At 73.2% G+C, this 18,786-nt stretch carries 15 protein-coding genes; 9 read left to right on the top strand and 6 right to left on the bottom strand.

Going from position 1 to position 18,786, the window contains the following annotated elements; genetic code table 11:
- Positions 1 to 21: 21 nt before the first annotated feature.
- Both ABT360_RS23155 and ABT360_RS23160 read left to right on the top strand, forming a co-directional pair.
- On the top strand, positions 22 to 279 hold the full coding sequence (locus ABT360_RS23155; protein ID WP_351819618.1) for a WhiB family transcriptional regulator: 258 nt from the start codon (positions 22 to 24) through the stop codon (positions 277 to 279).
- 417 nt (positions 280 to 696) lie between these two features.
- Positions 697 to 1,428, top strand: a complete 732-nt coding sequence (locus ABT360_RS23160) for a class E sortase (protein ID WP_351819621.1) — start codon at positions 697 to 699, stop codon at positions 1,426 to 1,428.
- A gap of 242 nt (positions 1,429 to 1,670) precedes the next feature.
- Here ABT360_RS23160 and ABT360_RS23165 read toward each other — a convergent pair whose 3' ends face one another.
- Together ABT360_RS23165 and ABT360_RS23170 are read right to left on the bottom strand one after the other, a co-directional pair.
- A complete protein-coding gene (locus ABT360_RS23165; RefSeq protein ID WP_351819624.1) occupies positions 1,671 to 2,912 on the bottom strand; it encodes a cytochrome P450 in 1,242 nt (413 codons plus the stop codon).
- Positions 2,909 to 3,685, bottom strand: coding sequence for an alpha/beta fold hydrolase (locus ABT360_RS23170; RefSeq protein ID WP_351819626.1), 777 nt, complete (start codon positions 3,683 to 3,685; stop codon positions 2,909 to 2,911). Before ABT360_RS23170 ends, ABT360_RS23165 begins: the two co-directional genes overlap by 4 nt.
- A 240-nt stretch (positions 3,686 to 3,925) precedes the next feature.
- On the opposite strand from ABT360_RS23170, the gene hpnR reads away from it, so the two are divergent.
- Entirely contained in the window at positions 3,926 to 5,437 is a 1,512-nt protein-coding gene (hpnR, locus tag ABT360_RS23175) for a hopanoid C-3 methylase HpnR (protein WP_351819629.1), read from the top strand.
- Between the two features lie 130 nt (positions 5,438 to 5,567).
- Entirely contained in the window at positions 5,568 to 7,811 is a 2,244-nt protein-coding gene (locus ABT360_RS23180) for an MMPL family transporter (protein ID WP_351819632.1), read from the top strand.
- Here ABT360_RS23180 and ABT360_RS23185 read toward each other — a convergent pair.
- Positions 7,784 to 8,509 carry a class I SAM-dependent methyltransferase gene (locus ABT360_RS23185; protein WP_351819636.1) on the bottom strand — a complete coding sequence of 242 codons (726 nt, stop codon included), beginning with the start codon at positions 8,507 to 8,509 and terminating at the stop codon, positions 7,784 to 7,786. The two genes, ABT360_RS23180 and ABT360_RS23185, sit on opposite strands and share 28 nt — an antisense overlap.
- 15 nt (positions 8,510 to 8,524) lie before the next feature.
- A complete protein-coding gene (locus ABT360_RS23190) occupies positions 8,525 to 9,778 on the bottom strand; it encodes a DUF3419 family protein (protein ID WP_351819639.1) in 1,254 nt (417 codons plus the stop codon).
- A 189-nt stretch (positions 9,779 to 9,967) separates the two neighbouring features.
- Here ABT360_RS23190 and ABT360_RS23195 point away from each other — a divergent pair, with 189 nt between their 5' ends.
- Positions 9,968 to 10,147, top strand: a complete 180-nt coding sequence (locus ABT360_RS23195) for a hypothetical protein (RefSeq protein ID WP_351819641.1) — start codon at positions 9,968 to 9,970, stop codon at positions 10,145 to 10,147.
- A gap of 176 nt (positions 10,148 to 10,323) precedes the next feature.
- Here ABT360_RS23195 and ABT360_RS23200 read toward each other — a convergent pair whose 3' ends face one another.
- Positions 10,324 to 11,436 carry a S1 family peptidase gene (locus ABT360_RS23200; RefSeq protein WP_351819643.1) on the bottom strand — a complete coding sequence of 371 codons (1,113 nt, stop codon included), beginning with the start codon at positions 11,434 to 11,436 and terminating at the stop codon, positions 10,324 to 10,326.
- Between the two features lie 375 nt (positions 11,437 to 11,811).
- Between ABT360_RS23200 and ABT360_RS23205 the strand changes: the two genes are divergently transcribed.
- The gene (locus ABT360_RS23205; RefSeq protein ID WP_351819645.1) at positions 11,812 to 14,604 is read left to right on the top strand and encodes a SpoIIE family protein phosphatase; all 2,793 of its coding nucleotides are present in this window, start codon (positions 11,812 to 11,814) and stop codon (positions 14,602 to 14,604) included.
- Between the two features lie 80 nt (positions 14,605 to 14,684).
- A complete protein-coding gene (locus ABT360_RS23210; RefSeq protein ID WP_351819648.1) occupies positions 14,685 to 15,326 on the top strand; it encodes a helix-turn-helix domain-containing protein in 642 nt (213 codons plus the stop codon).
- On the opposite strand, the gene ABT360_RS23215 is transcribed toward ABT360_RS23210, so the two are convergent.
- The gene (locus tag ABT360_RS23215; RefSeq protein ID WP_351819651.1) at positions 15,295 to 16,551 is read right to left on the bottom strand and encodes a Tm-1-like ATP-binding domain-containing protein; all 1,257 of its coding nucleotides are present in this window, start codon (positions 16,549 to 16,551) and stop codon (positions 15,295 to 15,297) included. The genes ABT360_RS23210 and ABT360_RS23215 overlap by 32 nt on opposite strands.
- Positions 16,552 to 16,803: 252 nt before the next feature.
- On the opposite strand from ABT360_RS23215, the gene ABT360_RS23220 reads away from it, so the two are divergent.
- Entirely contained in the window at positions 16,804 to 17,742 is a 939-nt protein-coding gene (locus tag ABT360_RS23220) for an endonuclease/exonuclease/phosphatase family protein (protein ID WP_351819653.1), read from the top strand.
- 209 nt (positions 17,743 to 17,951) lie between these two features.
- Positions 17,952 to 18,674 carry a transcriptional regulator gene (locus tag ABT360_RS23225; protein WP_351819656.1) on the top strand — a complete coding sequence of 241 codons (723 nt, stop codon included), beginning with the start codon at positions 17,952 to 17,954 and terminating at the stop codon, positions 18,672 to 18,674.
- The last annotated feature ends 112 nt before the right edge of the window (positions 18,675 to 18,786 follow it).

Raw genomic sequence — 18,786 nt, forward strand, 5'->3', positions numbered from 1 at the left:
TCGACGGACTGGGAGAGTTCCATGAGTGACTGGCGCCTGCAGGCGGTCTGCCGCGACGAGGACCCCGACCTCTTCTTCCCGATCGGGAACACGGGCCCGGCGGTTCTCCAGGCGGAGGAGGCCAAATCCGTGTGCCGCCGCTGCCCTGTGCGGGAACCGTGCCTGGAGTGGGCGCTGGAGTCCGGCCAGGAGGCAGGTGTCTGGGGCGCCACCACCGAGGACGAGCGGCGCGCCCTGAAGCGCCGCGCCGCCCGCCGGGCCTCGAGGGGCACCGGTTGAGGTGGGCGCGGAGACCGGCCGGCGGCCTGTTCACCGGACGGCGCCCCGACGGCCGGTTCGTCCACCGTCCCGTTGCGCTTGAGCGCGCGGTGGGATCTCGACGGAGCCGGTGGGTGACGGAGTCCACCCGAATCCGCCCGCCCCGGGAGGCAGCGGTCTGCTGGAGATCGCGGGCCACTCCTGGGCGGCGGGCGACCGGCACCGGCGGCGGCCGTCGCCCGGACCCGGCCGCACGAGCAGTGCGGACCGTGTCACGGCGGCCGTCCGGGGGCGGCTTCCGGACCAGAGGGCGATCACTGGCGTGCGGTGACCCAGCGCGTGTGACCCATCGCATTCCGTCGACGGGTCTATTCAGGGCACATGTGTCCGGTTTACGTTGGTGTGGCCGACCTGTCCCGGCCATCCATCCGGAGCCCCATGCTCAGCGCCCGAACCGCTTCCGCCGCCGTCACCAGCGCGATCGTCGTCGTGCTCGTCGGCTGTGCCGCCGGAGGCACCGGCGCCGCCGAGCGCCCCGTGGCGGCCGTCGCCGACCCGGTGCCCGCGGGCCCCGCGACTCCCGCGGCCGCGACACCACCCGCCACCCCCGCCGTCCCGGTCGCCCCCTCACCCGAGCCGTCGCCCAGTGAGACCGCCCGCACCCGGACCGCCGTGCTGGCGATCCCGGCCATCGGGGTCGAGGAGCTGCGGGTGGTGCCGTACAAGGGGACGACCGACGACTGGCCGGGCACGAGGATCCAGGACCGCGGCGTGGCCGCCAGCCCGTACGGCCCGCACGGCGGTGCGGGGCCCGGTGAGACCGGCAACTACCTCGTCACCGCGCACCGCCTCTCCGCCGGCGGCCCCCTGCGCGACCTGCCGGCTCTCCAAGTGGGCGAGTCGGTCTTCGTGACGTCGGGCGGCACGGTCCACGAGTACCGGATCACCGAGACCCGCAAGACGTCGTTCCGCTCCGAGCGCTCCCTCGCCGAGCAGCGCGCCGCGGTCCCGGGCAAGCCGGGCGAGCGCCCCACCAAGGCGATGATCACCGTCTCCACGTGTGCGACGCCCGAGGACGACGCGGCCGGGAACTTCTGGCGCGACGCCAAGGGCAACCCCGAGCACCGCATCGACAAGGTCGGTGTGCTGGTCTCGTCCAAGAAGGCGTAGGGGCGCCGGCCGCGCGCCTGTGCCGCGACGCAGGCCGCCCACCGCCCGGGGGTGAACGCACTCCCCCGGGCCTTCACGGAACCCGCCCCGCCGAAGCGGGCGGGCCCTCGGCGGCCCGCGACCGTCCGTTCCGCGCCGGGGCGCACCTCCGGCCCCTCGGCCGCCGTCATCGCTCGCCGCGCCTGCCGCTGCACCGGCCCGCACGCCTTCTCGCAGCCGGGCCCGGACCGCGGAGGGAGGGGTCACAGGCGCAGGCGCAGTGACTTCAGGCCGTTGATGAAGTGGGAGACCAGCCGCCGGGGCTCGGCGGCCGGCTCGTACGGCGGCAGCACACGCAGGGCCTCCTCGTGCAGGACCCGGAGTTGGAGCCGGGCGAAGTGCGCGCCCAGGCAGACGTGCGGGCCGTCGCCGAACGACACGTGCGGGTTCGGCGAACGGGCCAGGTCCAGGCGGTGCGGGTCGGGGAAGACCCGCTCGTCGTGGTTGGCGGAGGCGTGGAAGACGACCACCTTGTCGCCCCGCCGCACCCGCTGCCCGTGCAGGACGCGGTCCTCGGCGGCCGTGCGGCGGAAGGTCAGGACGGGGGGATGCACACGGAGCAGTTCCTCGACGGCGGGCCCGATGGCGAACTCCCCTGCCCGCAGCCGGCGTTGTTGGTCCGGGTGCTCGGCCAGCACGAGGAGTCCGCCGGGGGCGGCGCTGCGGACGGTGTCGTTCCCGGCAACGGTGAGGAGGAAGAAGAACATCTCCAGCTCACCGTCGGACAGGTCGGCGTGCGCGAGGGAGGTGAGGACGTCGTCGGCGGGATGGTCGCGCTTGTACGCCGCGAGGTCCCGGGCGTATGTGAACATCTCCTCGAGCATCGCGGGCGAGCGCGGGTTGACGGGCGTGCCGTCCGGTCCGAGCACGGGGGGCTCGTCCGGGTCCTGGTACGCGATGACCCGCTCGGTCCAGGTGAGCAGCAGCCCTCGGTCGCTCCTCGGTACGCCGAGCAGGTCGGTGAGGTTGAGCAGCGCGTACTCGTCGGTGACGGTGTGGACGACGTCGGCACTGCCGTCCCCGTCGCGGGCGGTGGTGCACGCGGTGGTGAGCAGCTCCCTGGCCCTGGCGCGGGCGGCGGCCTCGAAGCGGTCGGTCCGGCCGGGTGTGAAGGCGCGGCTGACCAGGCGCCGGAGCCTGCCGTGGCGGGGAGGGTCCTGGTTGAGCATCATGCGGCGGATGAACGGCAGGTCCGCCGGGTCGGGGTCGCGGATCTGCGTGGCGCCCAGGTGGGACGAGAAGGCGTGGGCGTCCTTGAGGACCCGTACGACATCGGTGTGGCGGGTCACCGCCCAGAAGCCGGGCCCGGCGGGCCAGCCGAGCACCTCGTACTCGTCCTGCCAGGCCACCGGGTGCCGGTCGCGCAGCTCGCGGTAGGCGTCGTGCGGGATGCCGCGCGCGTACAGCCGGGGGTCGAAGACGTCCGGCGGCGGTGGGACGGTCACGCGGGGCCGTCGGCGCGCAGGAAGTCCTCGACGACCCGGATGAGTTCCAGTGGCGTCTCGTCCATGGCGTAGTGCCCGGCGCGGGGCAGCTCGGTGACCAGGCCCTTGGGGTAGCACCGCAGCCAGGTGCGGCTCATCAGCTGGGCGCCGAGGGCGGGGTCGAGGGCCCCGGCGACCGCGAGGGCGGGTACGTCGCTGCCGGCGACCTCGGCGTGGAAGTCCTCGCGGGCCCAGGAGTCGAGCCAGGCGCGGAACGCGGTGGGGTCGCTGCGGTCCATGGAGCGGCGCACCATCCGGTCGAGCCAGGCGGCCGGCCGGTTGCCGCCGGTGGTGATGTCGATGATGGTGCGGCGGTTGCCGGGGTTCTCGGCGGCTCCGGCGAACAGTTCCCACTGTTCGGGCGGCATCAGCAGCCCGGCGGCGGGGACCGGGGAGATGCCGACGAGCCGGCGGATCCGGTCGGGTGCGGCGGCCAGGACGCGCTGGGCGACACTGCCGCCCATGGAGTGGCCGACGACGGAGAACCGGTCCCAGCCGAGCCGGTCGGCGAGGGCGAGCAGGTCGCCCGCCGCCTCGGCGGTCGTGTACGCGCCGGGCGCGTCCTTGGCCTCGCCGTAGCCGCGCAGGTCCACCAGGACGTAGCTGAAGGCCGTGCGGTCGAGGTCGGGTACGACGGGCGCGTAGGCGGCGCGGTCGGCGAACCAGCCGTGCACGGCGAGGACGTGGTGGGGTCCGTCGCCGATTCGCTGGTGGGGCAGGACGAAGGGGGCCACGGTCGCTCCGATCGGGAGGGGACGGCCGGTCGCGTTCACCTTGGCCCGCCCGCGCCCGCGCCACAAGAGCGCCACCGCACGGGCCGGCGGCGGAGGCCTGGGCCCGGGAGGGCCGGCGGGCAGCGTGCGGCGGCGGGCCCGGTATCCCTCACCCCCGGCGTGGCTCCAGCAAGAAATCTGAACAAAGGGGCAGAAATGGTTCACGTAGCTGCCCTGTGCCGCCGTCGGCTGGAGACTGAGATGCGCGTGATGCTGGTTCACCCGAGTGCCCTCATGTACTCGGAGATCTTCCTGCGACTCGAGCCACTGGGTCTGGAACGGGTGGCCGCGGCAGCGCGTGACGCCGGTCATGAGGTGCGTGTGGTGGACCTCCAGGTCCTTTCGCGCGGCCTGCTCGACCGCGAGCTGGAGTCGTTCGCGCCCGAGGCCGTGGGCATCTCGCTGAACTACCTGGCCAACATCCCCGAGGCCATCGAGATCGCCCACCACGCCAAGGCCGCCTCCCCGGGGTGTTTCGTCTTCCTCGGCGGCCACAGCGTCTCGTTCATCGCCGAGCACGTGCTGGAGCAGGCCGAGGGCGCGGTCGACGCGATCGTACGCGGCGAGGGCGAGCCCGCCGTGGAGCCGCTGCTGGCGGCGGCACGCGACGGCGGGCTGAAGGAGGTGCCGGGCGTCGTCTGCGCCGAGGGCCGCGGCCCCGCTCCGAAGCTGCTGGACAGCCTGGACAGTCCCCGGCCCGCCCGTGACCTGATGCGCAAGCGCAACCGCTACTTCATCGGGGAGCTCGACCCCTGTGCCTCCATCGAGTTCACCCGCGGCTGCCCCTGGGACTGCTCCTTCTGTTCCGCGTGGACCTTCTACGGGCGCAGCTACAGGAAGGCGTCCCCCGAGGCGGCGGCGGAGGAGATGGCGTCGATCCGGGAGCCGAACGTCTTCATCGTCGACGACGTGGCCTTCATCCGGCCGGAGCACGGCCACGGCATCGCCGCCGAGCTGGAGCGCCGGCGCATCCGCAAGCAGTACTACCTGGAGACGCGCAGCGACGTCCTGCTGCGCAACGAGGAGGTCTTCGCCCGCTGGACCCGCCTCGGCCTGCGGTACATGTTCCTGGGCATGGAGGCCCTGGACGCCGAGGGGCTGGACCTCTACCGCAAGCGGGTGAGCCCGGACGACAACTTCAAGGCCCTGGAGACGGCACGCCGGCTGGGCATCATGGTGGCCATCAACCTGATCGTCGACCCCGCCTGGGACGCCGAGCGCTTCCGCCTCGTCCGGGAGTTCGCCCTCTCCGTCCCCGAGATCGTGCACCTCACCGTGATGACGCCGTACCCGGGCACGGAGATCTGGCACACCGAGGCGCGCCAGCTGACGACCCGTGACTACCGGCTGTTCGACATCCAGCACGCCGTCGTGCCCACCACGCTCCCCCTGGAGGAGTTCTACCGGGAGCTGGTGCGCACCCAGGCCGTGCTGAACCGCAAGCACCTGGGGCTGCGCAACGCCATCGGCGCCATGAGCGTGCTGGGCCGCAACCTCGCCCGGGGCCAGACCAACTTCGCACGCATGCTGTGGAAGTTCGGCAGCGTCTACAACGTACAGCGCCAGATGGCGGACCACCGCAAGCAGGTGCGGTACGAGCTTCCGCTGCCCACGCACCGTGCCACACCGCCCGGCCGGCAGGACCTGTTCATCCACACCAGGGCCGCCTCCCACGCCCGCCCGCAGGCCGACCCGGAGCCGGACGGCGTCTGAGCCGGCGCCTTCCGCCGTCCGAGTACACCGGCCGGGTCGCACGGCACGTACCGACGGCCCGTGTGGAAGGTTGAGGATTCCGAGTCCGGCCCGGGTCACGGCTCCGGGGTGAAGGCGTCAGGAGACTCATGTGCGGTCCGGGATCGTGAAACGGCGCCGGAGTCTCCTGCCCGGTGACCCGCTGGGCGCCCTCGCCGAGCTGGTCCTGCGCTTCCCCGTCCGTACGCTGGTGCTCACCGGCTGCGCGCTGCTGGTCGCCGCGGTGGCGGCCGTGGGCGTCGACGAGAACCTCCACCACGGCGGCACGACGCCGCCGGGGTCGGAATGGGCGCGCGCCGAGCACACGCTGTCCACGGCGTTCCGCGGCGGGAGCCCGACAGTGACGCTGGTGGCGACGACGGGGGCCGGCGGTTCGGTCGACGATCCGGCGGCGGTGCGCGCCGGAACGCGGCTCGCGGAGCGGGCGCGCGGACTGCCGAAGGTGGTCGGGGTCCGCTCGTACTGGGCGGGGCGTCCCGCCTCCTTGCGCGGGGGCGACGGGCGGTCGGCGCTGGTGCTGCTGCGGGTGGCGAGCAGTGAGGCGACGGCGCACAAGGACGTGGAGCCGCTGCTGCGGGAGCTGACGGGCCGGCACGGCCCCCTGGAGGTGGCCGCGACGGGGCCGACGCCGGTGGGGCTGGCCATCGAGCGGCAGAGCCGGCTGGACCTGCACCGTACGGAACTGCTGGCCGCGCCGCTGACGGCGGCCGTCCTCGTCGTCGTCTTCGGAGGCGTCGTGGCGGCGGGCCTGGCGCTGGCGGTGGGGCTGTGCGCGGTGGTGGGCGCCGTCGCGTTCCTGAGCGGGCTGTCGCACCTGACGACGGTGTCGGTGATCGCGCTGAACCTCACCACGGCGCTCGGGTTCGCGCTGGCGGTCGACTTCAGCCTGTTCATGCTGGCCCGCTACCGGGAGGAGAGGGCGCGGTTCCGGGAGGAGCGCGACCCCGGAGAGGCGGTGCACCAGGCGCTGGTGGCCACGGTGTGCAGCACGGGCCGTACGGTGGTGTGCTCGGCGCTGACGGTGATCGGCAGTCTCGCCGCGCTGCTGGTGTTCCCGCTCGGCATGCTGCGTTCCGTGGCGTACGGCGGGATCGCCGTCGTGGGCTTGAGCGCGCTGCTCGCGATCACGGCCCTGCCCGCGGCGCTGCTCCTGCTGGGCCCGCGGATCGACGCGCTCTCGGTGCGCCGCCGCCGGCCTTGGACCGTCCCGGACGGCGGCCGCTGGTACCGCCTCGCGTACGGGGTGATGCGCCGCCCGGTGCCGGTCGTGCTGGTGCTGGGCGCTGTGCTGACCGCGCTGGTCCTGCCGTTCGCGGGCGCCCGGTTCGGTACGTTCGACGACCGGGCCCTGCCCGCCGGTTCGGCGACGCGCCAGGCCACGGACACGGTGCGCCGGGATTTCGACCACCACGCGCTGAACCCCGTCCAGGTGGCCCTGCCGGGGCTGGACGCCCGCAGGGGTGCCTCGGCGCTGGAGGGCTACGCCGTGCGGCTGTCGCGGCTGGAGCATGTGGTGCGGGTGGAGACGTCGACGGGGACGTACCGGGAGGGCCGGCGGGTGGGGCCCCCGGAGCGGGGGCACGGTTACGCGTCACCCGCGGGGGTGTGGGCGGCCGTCGTCACCGATGCCGGTCCGGAGACGGCGCAGGGCGCGGAGGTGGCACGGGCGGTACGGGCCGTCTCCTCGCCGGTGCCGGCGCTGGTGGGCGGCACGCAGGCGTGGCTGGCCGACCTGGGTGACACCATTCGGGCCGGGGTGGTGCCGGCGCTGTCGCTCATCGCCGTGGTGACGCTGCTGTTGCTGGGGTGGTGCACGCGCAGTGTGGTGCTGCCGCTGAAGGCACTCGTCCTCAATGTGCTGAGTCTGAGCGCCACGTTCGGTGTGATGGTATGGGTGTTCCAGGAAGGGCACCTGAGCGGGTGGCTGGGCGGTGTCACGGTGACGGGGGTGACCGACACCGTCGTACCCGTGCTGGTGCTCTGCGTGGCGTTCGGGCTGTCGATGGACTACGAGGTGCTGCTGCTGTCGCGGACCGTGGAGGAACACGAGGCGGGCGCGTCGACACGGCGGGCGGTGGCGCGTGCGGTGCAGCACACGGCGGGGCTGTTCACGGCGTCGGCACTGGTGGTCATCGTCGTCATGACGGCGCTGGCGGCGTCCGGTCTGCTGCTGCTGAAGGTGGTGGGGCTGGGCCTGGCCGTGGCGGTGTTCGTGGACGCCACGGTGATCCGGCTGCTGCTGGCGCCCGCGCTGATGGCGCTGCTCGGCCGGGCCAACTGGTGGGTGCCGGCCGTGCGGCCCGCCCTTCAGTCCTTGGTGCCGATGAAGAGGTAGTACGGCACGCGGACCGGGAGGTACGGGACCGGGGAGAGGCTCTCGGTCACGTGGGCGGTGGTGAACCGGGCGCGGAGGTAGGGGAGGTGGTCGGGCGACAGGAAGACGTTGTTGTGGCTGAACCACGCGGGCCACAGGTGTCGCCGCCACGCGGCGTGGCGCGCGCCGCCGGTGGGGTGCTTGCGGGCGACGTAGAAGTCGCAGACGGCGAGCGTGCCGCCCGGCCTGAGGATGGCGCGGGCGTGGTCGACGGCCGCGAACCAGTCGGGCATCATCGTCAGCGCGTAGGAGAACACGACGACGTCGGCCTGTCCGTCCTCGGGCCGGTAGTCGGTGGCGCTCGCCAGGACGGTCTCCACGTTGTCCCAGCCGGACCCCTCGACGCGCCGCCGTGCCACCTCCAGCATCGAGGCGGAGACGTCGACCAGCGTGATCCGCCGGCACTCCTTGCGGCGCCGCTCGTCGAGGTGCTCGATGTTGCTGCCGGTGCCCGCGCCCATGTCGACCAGGTGGCCGCCCGGTGCGGACGGCAGGAGGCCCATCAGCTCGCGGCGGCCGTGCAGGAGGCGTTCGCGGAAGGCGTCGTAGTCCTCGGCCGTGGAGCGGTAGTAGGACTCCATGCGCTCGGCGGGCGTCGTGCCCGCGACGCGCGGGAAGGCCATGTGGCGGATGGTGCGCAGGTCGGTCCGGATTCCCATGAACGCTCCGTCGGGTCAGGGCAGGTCGGCGATGTGGAAGCTGCCGTAGGTGTGCACCCGGTCCTGCTCGTGCAGCCGGGCGGCCAGTTCCGGGTGGCGGTGGAGCAGTTCCGTCAGCCGTCGTGTGCGGCCCTCGTGGAGGACGCGTACGGGATCGAGGTAGCGGGTGCGCAGTCCGGCGCTGCGGTAGATCACACGGGCGCCGGGGCGGGCCGCGTCGAGGATGGCCTGCCACTCCTGGGCCAGGGCGGCCTGGTCGCGCCAGCCCATCCAGTCCATGTGGTCCAGCAGCACGAACTTCGAGACGTCCGGCCCGGGCCGCGTCCTGGTGAGGAACCCGGTGACGGTCGTGGTGTGCACGTCCAGGCGCGGAAGGGCGTCCCGCAGGCGGGGGAAGTTGGCGGCCTTCAGGTACTCGGGGCAGCACGTCGCCGTGTAGGAGCCGGTGATGTAGGCGCGCCAGAAGTAGTTGTCGGCGACGGGCAGCCGGCCGAAGATCGCGTCGAACCCGTCGTGGATGAGCTGGGCCGTCCCTCCGGGGTACTCCTCGGTGATCTCGCGGCGCTGCTGGGGCGGCACGCCTGCGAAGCTGAGGGCGAGCGGCTGGGCGCCGAGCCGTGCCGCCGACCACAGCCGGTCGCGCAGCCGGGACTCGTAGATGTGCCGCTGCTCCGCGAGCGTGGGGGCGGCCAGCAGTTCCTCCAGGTCCGGGCCGAGGCCCTGGAAGCGGCGCATGACGAGCATGACGCCCTTGGCGAGGAAGCCGGAGGTGCCCCGGTAGTAGAAGGAGTTGCGCCAGCCCCGCCCGGTGAAGGCCTCGATGTACCCGTCCCAGTACCGCTGCGCGAAGGGCGACAGGTCGGGACGCAGGGCGTCCCGGTACATCTCGTTGGCCCGTACGGAGCGGCCGGTGCCGAACAGTTCGAAGAACTCGGCGTGGGACAGGCGCCGGACGCCGGCCGCCTTCAGCTCCAGCAGGGCGTTCTGCCGTGGGTTGACGTCGACGGCGGTGACCTTGCGCGCTCCGGCGAGCAGGTAGTCCAGTGCGTTGCAGCCGCCGCTGGTGATGACCAGGACATGGTCGTCGGGTCCGATGCCGAGGGCCGCGCGGTCGAGCGCCGGGTCCTCCCAGCAGGCGTTGTAGACCAGTTTCCGGTCGTGCAGGGCGCTGAACATCCGCCCTGCCAGCGGGGTGCCCGCGCGGGGCGCCGGCAGCGCCGAGGCAGGGGCGGCGACCGGCGTCACGTCGGCGGATGGGTACGAGGGCATGCCCCTCACCTTGCTGGATCGAGCGGCCGGGCCGGTGCGGAGACACCCGGATTCCCCCGGCCGGCCGACCCCCGGGAGGTGACGCGCTAGGCCGGGCGGGCGGATTGAAGGGCCCGCCGGGCTCGCGCGGCTGCCCGCGCCTGACCGTCGGGGGACGCTGTCCGGTGGACCGCGCGAGGGAGGAACCCGATGGGACGACAGCGACGGCAGAATGCGGTGACACCACTGGGCCTGGCCGGCACCGCCGTCACCGTGGCCGCGCTCACCTTGCTGGTGCGCGGCCGGCAGCGCCCGCCCCGCCGCACGGCGGCCGGCCGGGGCACCCCCGAGAAGCGCTGGACGCCCCTGCTCCTCATCCCGGGCGCGTAGGCCCCGCGCAGGGGCGCCCGTCCCGTGCGGGATGTGGGACGGTGCGCCTCCGCACGGGTCACGGCCGACCGCCGGAACGTCCCGCACCGGTCGGTGCCGTCACGCCACCGGAGGGTGCACCCGTACCGCCGTGGCACGGGTGCACCCTCCGGTGCGGGACGTTCGGCCGGCGGGCGTCAGCCGCCGATGCGGGCGCCGACCGCGGCGAGTGCGGTCGTCACGGGCTGGAAGAACGTCTCGCCGCCCACGTCGCAGTTGCCGCTGCCGCCCGACGTGAGGCCGATCGCGTCCCCTTCCCGGGTGAACAGGGAGCCGCCGCTGTCGCCGGGCTCGGCGCACACGTTGGTCTGGATGAGCCCGGTGACGGTGCCCTCCGGGTAGTTCACGGTGGCGTTCAGGCCGGTGACCTGTCCGTCCCGCAACCCGGTGGTGCTGCCCATCCGGAACACCTGCTGTCCGACCGCCGCCTCGGCCGCCTGCCTGATCTGCAGGGTCTGCCCGCCGCCCACGTCGACGACGCTCGGGGCCTCGGCGTTCGGATCGTCATAGGTGACAAGGCCGAAGTCCCCCTCGCCGGGGAAAACGCTCTCCTGGACGGAACCGAGCCGCGTGCCGTTCTGGTCCGCCCACTGCTGCGAGGCGGCGGTGCAGTGGCCGGCGGTGAGGAAGCCCTTCTGACCGTCCTGGGTGGTGACGTTGAAGCCGAGCGAGCAGCGCGAGCCGCCGCCGAAGATGGCGTCTCCTCCGTCGACGAACGGTTTGAACTGCCCCTTGGACTTCTGGATCCGGGCCATGCCCGGGCCCAGGGACTCGACCGCCGACTCCAGTGTGTTCCAGCGGTCACCGGTGACCGTGCGGTCGGCGGTGACGAGGACCTGGTTGGTTCTGGGGTCGACGGCCCACGCCGTACCGGGGATGCCCGCCTTCTGTGAGAGCGTCCGCGTGGCCGACGTCAGCTCGCCGGTGCTGTTCCGTACGGTGCGGGCGACCGCGCCCGCCCGCTCGACCTCGGCCTTCTCGGCGTCGTCGCCGTCCGCCACGTTGACCACGAGCTGCCGCTTGGCCGTGTCGTAGTACGCCCCTCCGTAGGAGTCGCCGAGGGACTGGCCCAGTTGCCTGGCCACCTGCGCGGCGGACGCGGCGCTCATGGTGGTGGCCGTGACCCGGTCCGCTGCCGGCCCGGACTGGGAGGCATTGGCGTTGGGCAGCAGGATCGCCGCCGCGACAATGCCGACCGCCCCCGCTCCGGCGAGGACGGCTTTTCGCTTGGGTATGCGCCTGTGACTCAACTCCGCTGCTCCTGCTGGTGGTTCGGACTCCGGTTGCCGTCGGCGACCGGGGGACGCGTCCGCCCCTGAGTACGGACGGCGCGGCGGATGTGTTCACCTCCGCACCGGCTCGTCGGCGGGGGCGGCCGCCCGGGGGCGAGATTGATCCGGGCGGGACACCGCGCGAGGCTGCGCGGCGAGGAGCCGTCCGAGGAGACCGGAGCGGAGGCGGGACTCCTCGGGGCACGGGGCGGGCCGTCACTGCGCGCTCCTGCCGTTCCCGCGGCCGGCCACCACGGGGGGTGGCTCCGGCCGGCTCAGGGGCCGGGGGCCGCTGGGGCGGGCCGGGGACGCCGTGGGTCGCTCCGGCAGAGGATGCAATGTTAGAAATGGGGCATGAGCGGACGTCTCGGACGGACCAGGCGAGCGTCGGGCCGCCCGGCCCCGGGACGCGTGCCGGGCGCTCCGGGCCGGTCCCGGCCCGTGCGGGCAGGGCGCCCGCCGGAGGAGGGGGTGCGGCCGCTGCTGGGCGTGCGCACCGTCGCCGGTCAGGTGCTGGTGCTGCAGATCCTGGTGGCGGTGCTGCTGATCGCAGCGGCGGTGACAGGACTGGCGTTCCAGGCGCGGTACGACAGCGAGCAGGACGCGCAGAACCGTTCGCTGGCCGCCGCCGAGTCCTTCGCGGACGCCCCGGGCACGGTGGCGGCGCTCAAGGCCCCCGATCCGACCGCCGCGCTCCAGACCTCGGTGGAGAAGGCCAAGGACGGTTCCGGACTGGACTTCATCGCGGTGATGACGCCCGACGGGACCCGGGTGGCCGACAACGATCGGACGCTGGTCGGCAGCCGTGCCGAGGGCGTGGAGCGCGCCACGGCGGGAACGGCGATCACGGAGATCTTCGAAGGGGCCCCGAACGACGCGGCCCGCGCCGTCGTCCCCGTGACCGACGCCGACGGTTCGGTGGTCGGCCTGGTCAGCGCCGGTGTCTCGATCGAGAACGTCGGGGACGCGGTCAACCGCCACCTGCCGGTGCTCCTGGGCTCCGCCGGTGCCGCGCTGGCGCTGGCGGTCGGCAGCTCGGCGCTGGTGAGCCGGCGGCTGCGCCGCCAGACGCACGGCCTCGGCCCGACCGAGATGACCCGGATGTACGAACACCACGACGCCGTTCTGCACGCGGCGCGTGAAGGCGTGCTCATCATCGGGGACGACGGCCGGCTGACGCTGGCCAACGACGAGGCCCGGAGGCTGCTGGAGCTGCCCCCCGACGCGGAGGGGCGCCCCGTCACCGACCTCGGGTTGGACCAGGACACCGCCGACCTGCTGGCCTCGGGCCGTACCGTGACCGACGAGGTGCACCTGGCGGGCGACCGCCTGCTGGCCGTCAACACCCGGCCCACGGCCCCCTACGGCGGGGCGTCCGGCACGGTCGCGACGCTCCGCGACACCACCGAGCTGCGTGCGGTGTCGGGGATGGCGGAGGTGGCCCGGGAGCGGCTGAAGCTGCTGTACGAGGCGGGCGTGCGGATCGGGACGACGCTGGACGTGGTGCGGACGGCCGAGGAGCTGTCGGAGGTGACGGTCCCCGGATTCGCGGACTTCGTGACGGTGGAGCTGCTGGATCCCGTGCTGCGTGGCGAGGAGCCGTCGGGCACGCACACCGAGATGCGGCGTACGGCGGTGACCGGCATCCACGACGACCACCCCCTCCAGCCGGTGGGCGACCTCATCAGGTTCGCCGTCCCGACCACACCGATGGCGGCGGCCCTGGCGAGCGGGCACGCCGTGCTGGAGGCCGATCTGAACGTCGCCCACGGCTGGCGCGCCCAGGATCCCGCGGGGGCCGACGAGGCGCTCGCGTACGGCATCCATTCGCTGGTCACGGTGCCGCTGCAGGCGCGCGGGGTGGTGCTGGGCATGGCCAACTTCTGGCGCTCGGAGCGGGCCGAGCGGTTCGAGGAGGAGGACCTCGCCTTCGCGGAGGAGGTGGCCGCCCGGGCCGCCGTCGCCATCGACAACGCGCGTCGCTTCACCCGCGAGCACGCCATGGCGGTCACCCTCCAGCGGAGCCTGCTGCCGCGGGTCCTGCCCGAGCAGAGCGCGCTGGACATCGCGTACCGCTATCTGCCGGCCCAGGCGGGGGTCGGTGGTGACTGGTTCGACGTCATCCCGCTGCCCGGGGCCCGGGTCGCCCTGGTGGTGGGCGATGTGGTGGGGCACGGTCTGCACGCCGCGGCCACGATGGGCCGGCTGCGGACGGCGGTGCACAACTTCTCGGCGCTGGACCTGCCGCCCGACGAGCTGCTGGGCCACCTGGACGAGCTGGTCTCCCGTATCGACCAGGAGGAGGGCGGGAACGGCAACGGGGAGGGCATCACGGGCGCCACGTGCCTGTACGCCATCTACGATCCGGTGTCCGGCCGGTGCAGTGTGGCGACCGCGGGGCACTTCGCCCCGGCGGTCGTCCTGCCGGACGGCACCGTGGACTGCCCCGAGGTGCCCGTCTTCCCGCCACTGGGGCTGGGCGGCCTGCCGTTCGAGACGGCCGAGATCCAGCTGGCCGAGGGCTCGCAGCTGGTCCTCTACACCGACGGTCTGATCGAGCACCGCGACCGGGACGTCGACACCGGCCTCCGCATGCTGCGCGAGACGCTGTCGGGCCATCCGGCCCGTACGCCGGAGGAGACCTGCCAGGCCGTGTTCGACGCCATGCTGCCGCCGCACCGGCGGGACGACATCGCTCTGCTGGTGGCCCGTACCAACCTGCTGGACCGCACCCGGGTCGCCGACTGGGACGTGCCCCGGGACCCCTCCGCCGTCGCCCGTGTCCGTGCCGCGTGCGGACGCCAGCTGGAGGAGTGGGGGCTGGAGGAGGTCGGGTTCACCACCGAGCTGATGCTCAGTGAGCTGATCACCAACGCCATCCGCTACGGCTCCGAGCCGATCCATGTGCGGATGCTGTACGAGCGCTGCCTGATCTGCGAGGTGTCCGACGGCAGCAGCACCTCCCCGCACCTGCGGCGGGCGGCGACCACGGACGAGGGGGGCCGCGGGCTGTTCCTCGTCTCCCAGTTCGCCGAGCGGTGGGGCACCCGGTACACCCCCACGGGCAAGGTGATGTGGACCGAGCAGTCCCCGGCCGCGGGGTCCCGGATGCCGACGGAACTGCTGCTGGACGACGTCTCCTGGTGAACGCCCGCCGGCTCCCGTGACCGGTGCCGGAACGGCAACCTTTCTTGCCGTTCCCATGAGGGACGCGGTGCAATGGCGGCATGGAAGAACAGCAGGACGCCATCGCCCGGACCCTCACCGAGGTGGGTCCGCGCCTCAAGCGGCTCCGTACGGAGCGCGGTGTGACCCTGGCCGCGCTGTCGTCGGCCACCGGGATCTCCAAGAGCACCCTGTCCCGCCTGGAGTCCGGTCTGCGCCGTCCGAGCCTGGAGCTGCTGCTGCCGATCGCCCAGGCCCACCAGGTCCCCCTGGACGAGCTCGTGGGCGCGCCCGAGGTGGGCGACCCGCGCGTCCGGCTCACCCCCCGGACCGTGCACGGCAACACCGTGGTGCCGCTGACCCGTCAGCCCGGCCCTCAGCAGGCGTTCAAGATGGTGCTCCCTCCCGGCCGGAACACCCCGCAGCCGGTCACCCACGAGGGCTATGAGTGGCTGTACGTGCTGTCCGGGCGGCTGCGTCTGGTCCTGGCCGATCACGATCTGGTGCTCGGGGCGGGCGAGGCGGCCGAGTTCGACACCAGGGTGCCGCACTGGTTCGGCACCACGGGGGACGGCCCCGTCGAGGTCCTCAGCCTCTTCGGCCGGCAGGGCGAGCGGATGCACGTACGCGCCAGGCCGCGAAGGGCGGAAGACGAGCCGGAGGGCAGCGGGGTCACCCGCGGCAGGGTGTCCGCGTCCGGGTGATCATCCGGTGCAGGAGGTCGGAGGCGGCGCGGCCGAAGGCCGGGTCGTTGATGTGCGTGTCGACCTCGACGACCTCGACGGCGCTCCCCCGCAGCCCGTCGCGCAACGCCCCGAAGAGCGCCTCGTCCGTGTCCGGATCGTGGTAGGGCCCGCCCGGTGCGCCGAGGGTGGACAGCCCGCGCAGCGGCAGGCACAGGGCGGTCGGCCCGGTGGCGGACCGCAGCTTGGCCGCGACGCGGCGGCCGAGCTCCGCGCACTCCTGCGGCGTCGTACGGACCACGGTGATGGACGGGTTGTGCACGCGTACGTCGCGGTCGCGCATCCGCGCGGGCACGGTGTCGACGGGGCCGAACTTCACCATGTCCAGCGCGCCCGGACTCACCACCTGAGGGATGCCGCCGCGCCCGGCCGCGGCGAGCCGGTCCGGGCCGGCGGTGAGGACGCCTCCGCAGAGGTCGTCGGCGAGCTCGCAGAGCGTCAGGTCCAGGATCCCGGCGAACAGCCGCTGTCCGGCCAGTGATTCCAGGGTCCGGCCGCCCGCCCCGCTCGCGTGGAAGACCAGCACCTCGTAGCCGAGATCGGTCATCCGCTCGCGGGCCGCGTCGACACCGGGCGTCGTCACGCCCGCCATGCTCGCCGCTACCAGCGGCCTGTCGCCGGCACCGAGGCCGGCCGCCGTCGCCCGGGAGGCGGCGGCGAAGCCTTCCGCCATACCGGCGGCCGCGTCGGCGGCGTTGGCCAGGATCGGGGCCGAGACGCTGTTGATCCCGGCGATGTCGACGACGCTGTACATCATGGTGATGTCCGTGGACCCGACGTACGCCGAGACGTCACCGGACGCCATCGACGACACCATCACCTTCGGCACTCCGAGCGGCAGGGCGCGCATCGCGCGGGTCGCGATGGAGGTGCCTCCGCTGCCGCCGATGGCCAGCACGCCGTGCAGGCGGCCCTCCTGGTACAGCCGCAGCACGGTCTCGGCCGCGCCCCGGGCCATCGTCGTCACGGCCGCGCCCCGGTCGCCTTCGGCCCGGAGCCGCCCCAGGTCGGCGCCCGCCGCCCGGGCCACCTCGGCGCGCGGCACATCGGCCGGCATCCGTGGTTCGCCGGCCACGCCGGCGTCGACCACGACGACGTCGACGCCCCGGCGCAGCAGCCGGTCACGGAGCCATCCGTACTCAAGCCCCTTGGTGTCGAGGGTTCCCAGCAGCACAACGATCGCCATGGAGGCAACTGTCCAGGGGAATCGACAGATCGACAAGTCCGTGGCCGCGGCTCGCCAACGGTCATCGGATCGTCGCCCAACGGCCGGGTCCGCGTGGTTGGTTGACACCATGAGAACTCTCGGAACTGCGCGCCGCGCGTGGCGCCGTCTGGCCGTCCTCGCCTTCGCCGCGACGCTCGCCGCGACGACCCTCGCACCCGCCCCGGCGTCGGCCTCGGGCGCGACCGCCCCCGACGACGTCCGCGTCCTCGCGTGGACATCTTCCACGGCGGTAAGGACGACGGCCTCGGCGGTGCCGCCAACCTGCCCCTGGTGGTGGACCAGTTGGTGGCGATCGCCCCTGACGTGTTCTTCTCCGTCGAGACGTACGGATCGGCGGACGTCATCCGTGACGGTCTGACCCGGCGTGCCGGGAAAGGGACGTACAGCGCGACCCGCATCACCTCCGGCAGCCGCGACAATCTGTGGATCTTCACGCGCTACCCGGTCACGAAGGTCCACCCGAAACCGTCCGGAGGGGTGGTGGGCGACTTCCACTTCGGCGGCGTGCGCGTCGAACTGCCCAGCGGCCGGCAGGTCAACCTCTTCAACACCTGGCTGGGGTACACCACTCCCTGGATCGGTGACATGGTCGACGCGAACGCCGTCGCGGTACGGGCGGGGCAGCCGGTGCCGTACGCGCCCGCGCGGGTGCGTGACGCCGAGTCCGGCGCGCAGGTGCCCCAGGTGACGGACATCGTCCGCAGGCAGTTGCCCGCCATGCTGGCCGGGAACACGGATCCGGTCGTCCTCGCCGGCGACCTGAACACCCTGCCGGCCGCCGACTGGACCGCGCGGTACGCGGGCTGCGCCGACCACTTCGGGCTGCGCTACACGCTGCGCGCCACGAAGGTGGTGACCGACGCCGGGTTCACCGACACCTACCGCGCCGCGAACCCGGACGTGTGCGCCGCCGCCGGACGGACGTGGAGTCCGTTGCCCGCCTACGACTACATGATCACGCCGGACCGGATCGACTTCGTGTTCGCGCGAGGGCCGGGTGTCTCGGTCATGGGCTCCCACACCGTGGACACCCGGCTTCCGCAGCACCAGCCGGGGCCGTTCTACTCGGACCACGCCGCGGTCGTCACCTCGTTGAGGATCGGCACCCGGGCGGGGGTGTCCGACTACCGGCCGGGAGCTTCCGGCTAACGGACAGCTTCCTTGGATCCGGGAGGCAATCCCAACATCCATCCACCGCTTGCACCCTGCAACCGGCGTACAACCTTGGGATCGAAGGGAAAGTTGGCCGTTCACACTACTCGGCCATCTGTTAATCTGCCCGCTCCTGGATGTTCGTCCACCGGTTCCTCTCCCCCCAAGCGCCCTACGCTCGCCGGGTGCAGCGAGGTGTTTCATTCGTGTACAGCACTCCGTTCTCCCCCGCAGAGGCCAGAGCGGCGCGGGCCCGCATGGGCCTGACCACCGCTCAGGTCGCCCACTCCATGGCCGCGTGCGGAGTCCCGGTCCACCCCGATCTGGTCGCCGCGTGGGAGCAGGGCTCCCACGTCCCGTCGGAGTCCCAGCTCTTCGCGCTCGCCAATGTGCTGTGGTGCTCGTCGACCACACTGATGGGCGTCGAGCCGCGCACCCTGGCCGAGCACCGGCTGGCCCGGCAGCTGAGCGTGGAACGGCTGGCGTACCGGATCGGGATGGATCCCACCGAGTACCGGGCGGCGGAGGCTTCGCGGCACTGGGACGGCGACCTGCGGCAGACCAGGGCGCTGGTGGACGCCCTCGGCCTGTCGTTGCGCAAGCTCGTCGGCATCCTGGGCCGGGGCGAGGAACTGGCCGGGCACCTCCGCTCGGCCATCGACGGCCGCTGGAAGGCCCATGTGGCGCCGGTGGCCGAGATCGTCGTGGTCAACGAGACGCTGGTGGGCGACGCGCTGCGCACGATGCACGCGGAGTTCGCGGAGTTCGCGGAGCGGTACATGGGCCACCTGGTCGCCCGTAACGACGACTCCCGCCTCAAGGAGGTCGCCGCCGAGCGCTCCGCCTACCTCCACCGGTTGGTCGACCACTTCTGGGACCTGATCGGTGACGTGGGCGAGGAGTCCCCGTTCGACGCCACGGGCCACTGATCCGGCTCCGCCCGGACCCGCGCCCCCCGCACGATGCCCTTGGCGGCCGAGACGGAGGCGTTGGACGTCTCCTCGGAGAGGTGGGCGGAGGCGTCGTACCCGGAGAAGGTGT

Source organism: Streptomyces sp. NPDC000229 (assembly GCF_040300825.1).
Classification (GTDB): Bacteria; Actinomycetota; Actinomycetes; order Streptomycetales; family Streptomycetaceae; genus Streptomyces.